This window comes from Pirellulales bacterium (assembly GCA_036499395.1).
In the GTDB taxonomy this organism is placed as follows: domain Bacteria; phylum Planctomycetota; class Planctomycetia; order Pirellulales; family JACPPG01; genus JACPPG01.
The window spans coordinates 1-11,228 of the sequence record DASYDW010000045.1 but is presented as its reverse complement, the minus strand read 5'-3'; the positions used below and the strand labels follow the sequence as shown (position 1 = coordinate 11,228).

Genomic DNA, 11,228 nt, shown 5'->3' with positions numbered 1-11,228 from the left:
GTCGGCGAGCGGCGAGCTCCAAAATCATCCCGAGGCGCAGATCAAGCTGCCGTGGGTCAGGCGACTCCAAAACTTCATTCCTCTAACCCCTCAAAGGACTTTCCGGAAGCTCAACCCGACCCACGGCGGCAGCGCCCAAATTCTTTTTCATATTCCCGTGGCCTTTCCGCGCGCTCTTCTTCATCGAGTTTGCATTCCGCATTCTCCGTTTCTAAAACGGCCCCAGCCGACTGTCAGCGGCCCACTCGTTCCCTTCCGGGCCAGAAGATTCCCGCCACAGAGTTCACCGAGGCCACAGAGACGAATTTCGTCGCTTCTCGTAGGGTGTGTCCGAGACACACCATTCTTCTGCTCCCTGCCTTCTAATCCGCGAAAATCGGCGCAATCTGCGGATAAACAAATCCTGGTGCGTCACAGCCGCACCCTACCATTTGCATTCGCGACCCATGACCGACAAAGAACCATCGCTGGCGCTGCGGGCTAGTGTGTTTGCCCCCGCTGCTAATCGCTGATCGAAAGCGCCTTCACCACTCACTGCTCATCGGCGCTTTTCACAGGCGTTTCAAATCGCGCAGCGTTCGGTCGCCGTCGACGTTGCCGGTGTTCAGGGTCGACGCGGGCTCGAAGAGTAGCACGTGGGCTTCGCTATCGGCGACGGGGCGGTGCTCGACGCCGCGGGGAACGACCAATAGCTCCCCTTCCTCGACCCATTCGACATGATCGCGGAATTCCATGCGGAAGCGGCCCTTCACGACCAGGAACAACTCGTCCTCGTCGTCGTGATGATGCCAGACGAACTCGCCCAGCAGCTTGACCAGCTTGACGTGTTGCCCATTCAACTCGGCAATGATCCGCGGATTCCAATGATCCGTGAATTGGGCCAGCTTTTGCGAAAGGCTGATCTTGCCCATGCACCACCGACGGGCGAAAACTGTGGAGGGATGGGCAACTATTCCAGGCTGGAACGAATTTCCAGGATCTGGAACTTCATCATGCCGCTGGGGACCTGGATCTCGACTTTATCCCCGACCTTGTGGCCGACCAGCCCTTGAGCCAGCGGGCTCGTGATTTGGATCTTGCCGTTGTCGTAATCCTCGTCGCCGGCGCCAACTAAGGTGAACTCTTCGTTGTCGCCGAAATCGAGGTCTTTCACGATCACGGTCGAACCGAAGACGACTTCATCCTTCGGCAAGGTCGCCACATCGACGATTCTCGATCGGCTGAGCTTGTCGCGCAGCAGGTTGATTTTGGCCTGCATCATCGCCTGCGATTCGCGGGCACCGTGATACTCGGCGTTTTCGCTCAAATCCCCTTCGCTGCGGGCCGCGGCGATCCGCTGCGCAATCTTGGGCATCTCGACGCCATCCATGTGATCCAGTTCGGCCTTCAGCTTGTCGTAGCCGGACCGGCTCATGGGGATAATATCGGACATGTCTGTTCACTCCCGCCGCGAAAAAAATGCGGCCCCCGATCGGAGGCCGCACAACGATAATATTCTGTCGGGCTGAAACGGCTGTGTAAAGTGCCATTTCCCGCGCGAAATACGGTCAATGGTAAAGCTGACGCCCCGACAACCAGCGGCTTCGCCCTGTTGATCGCCTAAGGCCGGCAAAGCGATCGCACAGGGCAGCCACGACGGGCCGCGAAGGCGGATCGTTGCCGACGAATGCCAAAGGGCGCCGATGACGGCTACGAAACGGCTCCCGGCGTGCGGTCCTCGGGCAAGTACAGCAAACGGCCGCACGAGCCCTGGCAGAAGACAATCCGCTGCATTAGCAGATTGTTGTGCATGTTCTGCGTGATCTGCTGGTAGCAACCGGTGCAGCAACCGTTCTCGACCTGGGCCATGGCGTCCGAGCCCTTGCTCTTGGTGATACGGATGTAGGCGTCGCGGAAATCCTCCGGCAGCGCTCCTTCGGCCTCTTTGAGCTCTCCTTCCAGCCGGCGCACATCGCCGACCAGGTTATCATGCTGCTCGGCTACTTGCTGACGGATTTTGGTCAGCTCTTCTTTGCTCTTCGCGACCTTTTGCTCGGCCTCGACGACGCTGCCGCCGATCTCGTCGATCTTCTCCAGGGCTTCCAGGATCTCGTCGGCCAGCACACTGTTGGCCATCTCGTCGGCCGCGATTTGATCGCGCAGCGCCTGGTACTCGCGATTGCTACTGGCCTGGTTCAACTTTGTCTTCAGGTCGGCGATCTTTCCTTCGCCAGTCTTGAGCATCAACTGCTTCTGATCGGCCGTGACACGGGCCGCCTTGACGTTGGCCTTGGTCTGCGTCAATTCGGCCTCGAGTCGCGTGACGTTCGCCTCGCGTGCCTTGATCTGCTTCGGACCGCGCTCCAGGCGATCGCGCAGGTCGCCTAGTTGCTGGTGTATCCGATGTAGATCGCGCAGCACGTTCGTCGTCGCGGGCATAGGCCGTTGTTCTCCGTCCCTTTTTAGATTTGCTTGATTCATAAATGAAAAAACCGCTGGCCTTTCGGCCAGCGGTTGGCTATCCGAATCAACTTGCGATCCCTTCGAGGAATCCCTCGAGCTGTTTGCTCCGCACTGGGTGCTGAAGCTTGCGGACCGCTTTGGCTTCGATTTGTCGCACGCGTTCTCTCGTCACTTTGAAGATCCGGCCCACCTCTTCCAAAGTATAGGTGTAACCGTCGCCAAGTCCATATCGCAGCCGGATGATCTCCCGCTCGCGATAGGTCAGCGTCTTCAGCAGATTCTCGATCCGGTCTCGCAACATGCTCTGGGCGGCCGTGGTGAGCGGGCTTTGCGAGGCATTATCCTCAATGAACTCCCCGAACGAGCTATCTTCGCTCTCGCCCACCGGGCGGTCCAGGCTAATCGGGTGCCGGCCGATATTCAGCACGCGGCGAGTTTCCTCGACGCTGATATCCGCCGCGCGGGCCGTTTCCTCGGTCGTCGGCTCGCGCCCCAATTCCTGCACCAGCCGCTTGGACACGTTACGCAGCCGGCTCAAGACGTCGATCATGTGAACCGGAATACGGATCGTGCGGGCCTGGTCCGCGATGGCCCGGGTGATGGCCTGGCGAATCCACCAGGTGGCGTAGGTCGAGAACTTGTAGCCGCGGCGATACTCGTACTTGTCGACGGCCCGCATCAGTCCGGTGTTCCCCTCCTGGATCAGGTCCAGGAAGCTGAGACCGCGGTTGCGATACTTCTTGGCGATCGACACGACCAGCCGCAGGTTTCCGCCCGACAACTCGCGTTTGGCGTTCTCGTAATCGCGGAACTGCTGACGCATCAACTCGCAGCGCTTCCGCAGGCTGGCCGGGCTTTCCAGCGTGATCAGCATCAGATCGCGCAGCTCCTTGCGGAGGTTTGCCCGTTCGTCCTTAGCAGCGCCCACGGCGCCGGCAGCGTCGATGCGACCGATCCGCGTCTGCAGCTCGGTCATGCGACGGGCGATCTCGGCCAGTTGGCCCAGCAGCGGCTGCACGCGGCGAGTCCGCAGGCTCAATTCCTCCACCAAGGTCAGCGCCTTGTGGCGGCGCGACAGAAAGCGGCGGCGGGCCGCGATTCGTTCTTCGCGAGTCGCCTTGCGGCTGATCACGATGCGGAAATCGCGACGGTTCTCCTCGAGCAAATGGTCCAGCGTCTTCAGATTGTGCGGCATGCGGGCCATGATCTGCTCTTTGGTCAAACGCTCAGTGAGCGAGACCTTGATCGTGCGATCAAAGGGCAGACTGCCGTCGTGAACGCTAGCCAAGGTGTTGATCGTCGCCTGCATGGCATAGTCACAGGCCAGCACCGTGCGGCGGAAGCGCTTGCGGGTCACTTCGATTTTCTTGGCCAGCGAGATCTCCTGATCGCGGGAGAGCAGCGGGATCTCGGCCATCTGCGTCAGATACATCCGCACCGGATCTTCGTTCCAGCGCGAACTATCATCCAGCGTCAGCACCCGAGCCACCGGCTCCTTGGGGGGCGCTTCCTCTTCGAAACGCAACGAAACCTCGGCGACGCCGTTCATGGGCGATTCGCTGGGTTCGACTACGTCAACCTCGGGCGGCTCGTTGTAAAGAGATACGCCCAGGTCGTCCAACGCGACCAGCAAGCTGTCCAACTTATCGGGATTGACGGCCTCGTCGGGCAGGTACTCGTTGACCTGATCGTAGGTCAAATAGCCCTGCGCCTTGCCCAGCGCCACCAATTCTTCGAGGTCGATATCTGAGTGGTCCACCTGGTATCCTCCCGCGCGTCACTCGCGCGTCTCGGACAACGATTATGATCGCCTTCGTCGAAGGCAAGCAAGGGTCATGCCTGCTCCGGACGAACTCGATCAATCAACAGGGCATCCTCTACCCATCCGTGGGCACGGAAATACCTTGTCGACTACGCTCACGCTCAAAAATCTGTCGCAGAATTTCCATCTCTGCGTTTTCGTCTACACGCTTCGCCGCCAGCGCAGACATTCCTCTGCGCTGTTCAACTTGAGTTGCCCGATTTCGATGCGTTGCAAGCAACTGCTCGAACTTCGCAGTTGCCTCTGTTCCCCCCTTCGCACGCCCGCGCTCGTCGAGATCGACCAGCAGACTTTTCAGCTCGGGCTCATCAAACTCTACAAGTAGATGGTCGAATAAAGATGGGCTCGCGCCATCCCACTCGTAGCTGCATGTCAGAATCGCGCGGGCCGACGGCGAAGTCAACTGTTCTGCCGAAATTTCTTCGCGCATTCTTGCTACCAGCTCCGGCGCGACGATGGCCAACTCCAGCAATTCCCGTTCCCAAGGGTCGAGCGCTGGCAGCGGTGCAGCCGCCGCAGAATTCACGGACGATTGCTCCCGCGGACGCGTCGTTTGCCGCAGCGAGGTGAGGCGGGCCCGCACACGCTCTTCGGAAAGGCCGAACTTCGTGGCCAGCCGATTGAGAATCTGTTCCTCTTTCAGACGCGCGGCGCCGGCCGCCGCTGCGGCCAGTCGTGGCGCCTTGGCCAAGGTCGCCAGAACTTCTTCCAAAGCGCGATTGGCATCGTGAACGCCACTCTCGGCAGTTAGCCCCCCGGTAGCGGTTCGGAACCGGTGCTCCAGGGCATCCGCCGCCCCGTCCAACAGGGACTCGAATTCTTCACGGCCACGTGCCAGCAGGAAATCGCACGGGTCGAGATTGTCCGGCAGCGTCAGCACGCGCAGGTCGATCGGCTCGGCGATGAAAAGCTCGAGCAATTGGTTGGTTCGATCGCGTCCAGCCTTGTCACCGTCGAGGACGAGCACAATGCGGTCCGCATAGCGACGCAGCAATTGCATGTGCCGCTCGCCGAAGGCCGTTCCCAGGGCCGCTACGGCGTTCGTAATGCCAAACTGCTGGGCCATCAGGCAATCGGTGTACCCCTCGGTCACGATGGCCGTCTTTTGCTTCACGATCGCGTCGCGGGCAAAGTCCAGGCCGTAGAGCAGGCTGCTCTTAGAGAACAGCGGCGTCTCGCGCGAGTTCAGATACTTGGCCGCGGGGGTCGCTTCCCCTGCTACCGGAATCACCCGGCCGCCGAAGCCGACAGGACGCCCCTGGGTGTCGCGTATCGAGAACAGCACCCGGCCGCGGAACGTGTCGTAGCTCCCCGGGCCATTGGCACGCTTGCGAATCAGGTCGACCGTTTCCAGGATCTGCGGCGTGAATCGGGTGCCGCGGGCTTCAGAGACGATCCATTCCCATTCATAGGGGGCAAAGCCGAGATGGAACTGCCGCACGCTCTCGTCCGATAGCCCACGCTCGGCTAGGTATTTTCTCGCCGGAGCGGCGCCCGGTGCTTGCAGCAGATATTGATGATATTGCTCTTCGGCCCAGGCCATCGCCTGGTGGAGCAGTTTCTTGTCGTCCATCGCCCGGGCTGCGCCGGGGGTGCGCACCAAGGGGATCCCGGCGCGTTCGGCCAGCAGGGCCAATGCCTCGGGGAAAGTGATCCCTTCTTGCTTCATGATGAAGCTGAAGATGTCACCGCCGATATCGCACACCCAACACTTCCACGACTGCCGCTCGGGATTCACCTGCAGGCTGGGGCGCGAATCATCATGCCAGGGGCAGAGCGCCTTGTAGCCGCGCCCTTCGCGACGCAGTTGCAGATAATCGCCCAGCAAGTCGACGATATTAATCGCCCGCTTGATCTGCTCCTTGGTCTCGAACGAGGATCCGGAAGACACCGGCAACTCCGCGGCAAACAGGAATGACAATCCGTTACGCGCGTGCGCTCAGAGCGACAAAGCCTGACGGCTGTCGCCTAACGCTCGAGGTCAAGAAGCGCGGGACGCAACAAGCTGCAAAACACGAAAACGACAGCTACGTGTGGGTCAAGAGCTGTCGTCGAAAAAAGATCGAACTCACTCTGCTTGGGTCAAAAGCGGGCGGATTATAGCCCTGTCAAAAATAGGGGTCAAGCTAAGACTGAAGTGCTGGCATGCGCACGATTCAAGCCGAAAAAATCGCTTGCCAAATACCGCTTGCTTCGCCCGTCTCGCGGGCAAAACAGCGGCGATTCGTGGCATGCTATCAAGCGACGCGACTGCATTGCCGGCCGAGCGTTGCGTAACGACCGCGGTACAGATTTTCGCCAGCGCACGAATGACGATAATGATCATTTGCCATGCCTCCGGCGTCCCACCGTGACTTCGATCGTTTGTCGTTCGCCATTTCGCCAAACGACCAACGTCGCTTTCGAGCCGATCTCAGTGCCCGCCACAGCCAGCGCTAAATCGGTGGGATCGACGACCTCGCGACCATTCCATTCCAGGATGACGTCCCCCTCCTGGATGCCCGCCGAGTCGGCCGGCGAACCTTGCTCGATGCGGTTCACCAGCGCCCCGTGGTCCGTGGCCAAGCCGAGACGCTTGATCAACTGGGGAGTCAGCTCTTGAAAGCCAACCCCCAGATATCCGCGCTCGACGCGGCCGTTCTTGATGATTTGCTCGAAGCTGCGGCGGGCGATCTCGCTCGGAATCGCGAAGCTGATTCCCTGGTACGATCGCCCGACGATGGCGGTCGTTACGCCGACCACGTCGCCGAACATATTCACCAGCGGTCCGCCGCTGTTGCCCGGATTCACCGCGGCGTCGGTCTGCAGAAAATCCTGGTAGCTGCTTGTTTGGGCGATCTTGCGTCGCTGCGTCGCGCTGACGATGCCACAGGTTACGGTTCGGTCCAGGCCGTAAGGATTGCCGACGGCCAGCACCCAATCTCCTACGTCCAGTTCGTCGCTATTGCCCCAGGTGGCGACCGATAGATCCGGGGCATCGATTTTCAAAACTGCTAGATCAGTTAACTCGTCGTCCCCCACTAGCGACACGGACTCGATCGTGCGACCATCGGCCAGTCGGACGCGAATCGCGGTTGCATTTTCGACAACGTGTCGATTCGTGACGATGTGGCCTGCCGCGTCTGCGATAAAGCCCGAGCCTTGCCCTTGCATCACTTGCCGGCCGCCCGGCATGCGAAACACGATCTCGTCGGGATTGCTGCCGGGTAGTTGCTCGACGTCGATGTGTACGACACAGGGCTCGATTTTTTTCGCCACTAGGTTGAAGACGCGCGACGTGTCGACGAGCGACACCAATCCGGCTTTGTCCTTGAGCTTTGCCAACTCTTCGCTCGCCGTATCAGCGCGAGCCCGCAGCTTGCCGCGCGTCGAGGCGTATTGGACGTGCTCGACCAGGTACGGTAGCGCGGCCACGATCACCAGCATCGCCAGCAAGTAGAACAGCGCCAGCGGTCGCCGCGTCGACCGATAGGGTGACAACGGCGGAGGTGGAGGGCGTGTGAAGTCGTATTCCTGCATCGCAGCACGGCTCTCTAAGAGTGGTCGCGAATCAATCGGCTGCCCTCGTGATTATAGTTGTTGCACATCGTCGGAATAGTGAACGAGCGGGCGAGCATACGAATTGCTTGTTGCACCGCGCGTGCCCTGCTAGAGTGAAGACAGGAAAATCATCATCACTCCAGACCGTGTAGTGGCACATGGTCGCAGGCTTTCATCGCACGGCTGCCTCGGTCGCGCCGCGCTACTTTCCGCCGGCCGCGAGCGCGGATGCCGCAGGCCTGGTCGGCATCGGCGGCGAGCTATCGACTGACTGGTTGCTCGACGCGTATCAGCACGGCATCTTTCCGTGGCCACTTTCCGACGGATTGCTCGCCTGGTGGTCCCCCGATCCTCGCGCCGTGATTGAATTCACCAACTTTTGCCCGTCGCGGCGCTTATTGCGCACATTCCGTAGCGGCCGTTTCGAAGTGAAGATCGACCAAGACTTCCGCGGCGTGATTACCGGATGTGCCACGGCACAAAAACGGGTCGACGGTACCTGGCTCACTCCGGCCATGCAGGATGGCTACATCCGCCTGCACGAATTGGGGCACGCCCACAGCGTCGAAGCCTGGCACGATGGCCAATTGGCCGGTGGCGTCTACGGTCTGGCACTGGCCGGCTACTTTGCAGCCGAATCGATGTTCTACCGCGTGCCCGATGCGTCGAAGGTGGCACTCGTGGCGCTGATTGAACATCTTCGCGAGCGCGGCTTTCAACTGCTCGACATACAACAACTGACGCCACATACCCAGCGTTTTGGCGCCAGCACCATTCCGCGCGAAGAATTTCTCAAACGGCTCTCGCCAGCGTTGAACGCGCCCGCCAAATGGTGACTCGTAGTGCGGATCGCGATTTACGACCGTAGTGGCGCAGGCACGTCACTCGCAATTTCGTCGAACGTTCGCGTTGCACCACAGTGTTCGCAGGCGGGCAGCAGGGTGTGCCGCTGGCCATGGCAGGCAGGGCACTCGGCAAACAGTCGTGTGGCGCACATCGGACAGGTGTACGGCTCTTCCGCGCCCGAGGTCGTCACCTGTTGCGGCAGCTTCTTGGCTGTCCGCCGCGTCCAGAATAAATACTTCAGCGGCCCGCGACGAATCGGATACTCGCAAACCGGGCAGAGAAATCGTTCGTAGGCCTCGCGGTACTGTCCGACCAGCCAATCCCCCTTGGGGTGTGCGACTAATCGCAGCAAATAGACCAGTGCTCGCAGCACCACGACCAGCGCAGCGCCGATCAGGATGTACTTAAAATAGCGCTTGGGAAAATAATCGTTCATCACGATGCCCAGTTGCAGGACGACTGCCGAGCCGAACGCGTAGCTCAAAGGGGCATAGGCACTAGACCGCCAGCGGAAGAACAACCACAGCGCAATGACCAACAGCGGTAAGATCACAGCCAGCTTCGCCGCGGCAATCCGCCAGCGGTGATGCTCCATCAAACGATCGAATTCGGCCTGGACCGGTCGCCGTGCGTCGTTGAGCTGCTGCTCCGTGCCGCGCTTCTTGTTCAACAGATCGTCACGCGCATTCTCGGCCGTCGCGATTTGCTGGTTCAGCTCTTGGTAGCGGCGCTGATTGTCGAGAAAAATTTGCTGGCTATCGGCCAGCGCCTTTTGCTCCTCAGCCGTAGGATTGACCCCTTTCTCGATGGCCAGTCGCTGAAAGTCGAGTAACTGGCCCATCGTCCGTTGCGCTTCTTGCGTGCTATTCTGCAAGACTTGCTGGCGGCTCTTGTCACGTTCGATATCACGCGCCATATCGCCGATCTGATCCGTAAGTTGATCGGATTCCGTGAGAAGCTGCGGATCGAGCATTCTCCGCTCGAGCTCGCCGTAGTCAGGGCCCGGCCAGTCACCGACGTCCTTTAAGGCGAATCCAATGAGCCAAAAGCACAGCAGCCCCAGAGCAACCGTGAAGCCCCACACCAGCGCTCGATAGGTCCACGGTCCCCGGTTGCGGGCGATCGCCATGGTAAGCCCCTTTGTTGATGCGACTCGAAGTGTGGCGAACGCCGCCTAGCGTCCGCCCGAAGTCGCACCGGCCGGCGGGGCGGCCGATTTCTCGACGCGTCGCAGGCCGTTGGCCAGCCAGCCCCGCTCGTTCGAGTTGCGGCACTTGGCCAACAATGCCTTGAGCGCCGCGGCGCGAGCCTGCGCAGCTGAGGAATTGCCCGGCTCGGCGGCGAGCGCCGTGCCCGCCAGTCGCAGGGCCTGCACGTGCTTGCCTTGCTCGACCAGTTCGCGAGCACGCTTGGCGACCGATTCGGCTCCGCCGGCCATACGCACCAATTCGACATCGGCTTCCTGCGGCGCCTCGGCATACATCGAGGCCGCGTCACCGTCGAACCAGCCCACGTACCCTTCATATATGCCGCGCACGCTCCACGAGACTTTCCCGTAAGCGTCCCCCACGTCCAGATCGGCCGGCAAATTGATTTCCCGCATCAGCGTATGGACGTCCTTGCCATTGTTCATCCCTTTCACCGTAGCATCGTGAACGTATTGAATTGCGTCCCGATAGCGGGTCAGCGCCGCGGCCACCTTTTCTGCACCGACAATCGGCGTGCCGTGGCTGGGTAACAATATCTCGGGCTTCAGTGCCAGCACCTTGTTCAGCGAATCGACGTAATCCAACGCCCACCGCGGCCGTGTGCCGCGCAGGGTGTAAATATTCGGAAACGAGGCGTAGAAGTTGTCGCCGACAAACGCCGCCTTGTACTGCGGCAGCCAGACCGTCAGATGATCGTAGGTTTCGCCCGGCGTGTGAAAGAGTTGGAACTTGGTGCCCCCCAGGTCGAACTCATATTCCTCGTCGAACAGGATCGTCGGTTCGACTCGCACCGGCCGATTTCGCATCGCCTCGCGAGCCCGCTGTTCGTCGAAGCCGAACTGTGCCGCGTTACGCCGGGCAAAAAACTCGGCGAACCGATCCTGGTATTGCCGCATCTCGACAAACTGCCGCTGCGCAACGACCTGCGTGTCGGCTTCCTTCCACAGCGCGGCGCCGCTGGTGTGATCCTCGTGGGCGTGCGTGAAGATCAGGTAACGCGTCGGCGCCTTGCTGACCTCGCTAAGGATCTGACGATGCCGCTTGGCCATGTCGGGAAGCGACGTGTCGATAATCACGTTCCCGTCGTCGGTCAGCACCAGGAACGTGTTGCCAAAGCCCGAGGCGAGGTAGATTTTCTCGTGAACCTTCTCGACCGGGCGGCTGCCGGCCCCCAATACGCCTTCGAATTGGCCGCGGCTCGTCGCCGCTGGAACGGTCAAAATGGTAGCGAAAAGGACCCACGCAATGGTCCGACGGCGATTCATCATGCACCTGCTGTTCATGCCAATCGAAAAGGGCAAGAATGCCTTTGTAGTTGTCGTTGAACCAGCGACGTCCTTGCGGCGCGGCGGGAAGCCAAGGCTTCCCGC

Annotated in this window: 9 protein-coding genes; 1 reads left to right on the top strand and 8 read right to left on the bottom strand. The window is 60.5% G+C overall.

Annotation, left to right across the window (positions count from 1 at the left end; translation table 11 throughout):
- Window positions 1–551: 551 nt before the first annotated feature.
- The 6 genes from VGN12_07345 to VGN12_07320 form a co-directional block, all read right to left on the bottom strand.
- Window positions 552–911, bottom strand: a complete 360-nt coding sequence (locus tag VGN12_07345) for a cupin domain-containing protein (protein ID HEY4309251.1) — start codon at window positions 909–911, stop codon at window positions 552–554.
- A gap of 38 nt (window positions 912–949) precedes the next feature.
- Window positions 950–1,432, bottom strand: coding sequence for a transcription elongation factor GreA (gene greA / locus VGN12_07340; GenBank protein HEY4309250.1), 483 nt, complete (start codon window positions 1,430–1,432; stop codon window positions 950–952).
- Between the two features lie 257 nt (window positions 1,433–1,689).
- Window positions 1,690–2,418, bottom strand: a complete 729-nt coding sequence (locus VGN12_07335; GenBank protein ID HEY4309249.1) for a phospholipase — start codon at window positions 2,416–2,418, stop codon at window positions 1,690–1,692.
- Window positions 2,419–2,506: 88 nt separating this feature from the next.
- A complete protein-coding gene (gene rpoD / locus VGN12_07330) occupies window positions 2,507–4,201 on the bottom strand; it encodes an RNA polymerase sigma factor RpoD (protein HEY4309248.1) in 1,695 nt (564 codons plus the stop codon).
- Between the two features lie 118 nt (window positions 4,202–4,319).
- Complete coding sequence (gene dnaG, locus VGN12_07325) at window positions 4,320–6,155, bottom strand: DNA primase (GenBank protein HEY4309247.1); 1,836 nt, start codon at window positions 6,153–6,155, stop codon at window positions 4,320–4,322.
- Between the two features lie 431 nt (window positions 6,156–6,586).
- Window positions 6,587–7,783, bottom strand: coding sequence for a trypsin-like peptidase domain-containing protein (locus VGN12_07320; GenBank protein HEY4309246.1), 1,197 nt, complete (start codon window positions 7,781–7,783; stop codon window positions 6,587–6,589).
- A 179-nt stretch (window positions 7,784–7,962) separates the two neighbouring features.
- Between VGN12_07320 and aat the strand changes: the two genes are divergently transcribed.
- On the top strand, window positions 7,963–8,640 hold the full coding sequence (gene aat / locus VGN12_07315) for a leucyl/phenylalanyl-tRNA--protein transferase (protein HEY4309245.1): 678 nt from the start codon (window positions 7,963–7,965) through the stop codon (window positions 8,638–8,640).
- Window positions 8,641–8,660: 20 nt separating this feature from the next.
- Here the strand turns inward: aat and VGN12_07310 are convergent, their stop codons facing one another.
- Window positions 8,661–9,779: a hypothetical protein gene (locus tag VGN12_07310; GenBank protein HEY4309244.1), complete on the bottom strand. Its 1,119-nt coding sequence runs from the start codon at window positions 9,777–9,779 to the stop codon at window positions 8,661–8,663.
- 45 nt (window positions 9,780–9,824) lie between these two features.
- Window positions 9,825–11,126, bottom strand: coding sequence for an alkyl sulfatase dimerization domain-containing protein (locus VGN12_07305; GenBank protein HEY4309243.1), 1,302 nt, complete (start codon window positions 11,124–11,126; stop codon window positions 9,825–9,827).
- Between the last annotated feature and the right edge of the window lie 102 nt (window positions 11,127–11,228).

Excerpts from the sequence above, each read along its gene's own strand:
- VGN12_07345 (HEY4309251.1), bottom strand. The coding sequence starts at position 911 with ATGGGCAAGATCAGCCTTTCGCAAAAGCTGGCCCAATTCACGGATCAT.
- greA (HEY4309250.1), bottom strand. The coding sequence starts at position 1,432 with ATGTCCGATATTATCCCCATGAGCCGGTCCGGCTACGACAAGCTGAAG.
- VGN12_07335 (HEY4309249.1), bottom strand. The coding sequence starts at position 2,418 with ATGCCCGCGACGACGAACGTGCTGCGCGATCTACATCGGATACACCAG.
- VGN12_07320 (HEY4309246.1), bottom strand. The coding sequence starts at position 7,783 with ATGCAGGAATACGACTTCACACGCCCTCCACCTCCGCCGTTGTCACCC.
- aat (HEY4309245.1), top strand. The coding sequence starts at position 7,963 with ATGGTCGCAGGCTTTCATCGCACGGCTGCCTCGGTCGCGCCGCGCTAC.
- VGN12_07310 (HEY4309244.1), bottom strand. The coding sequence starts at position 9,779 with ATGGCGATCGCCCGCAACCGGGGACCGTGGACCTATCGAGCGCTGGTG.
- VGN12_07305 (HEY4309243.1), bottom strand. The coding sequence starts at position 11,126 with ATGATGAATCGCCGTCGGACCATTGCGTGGGTCCTTTTCGCTACCATT.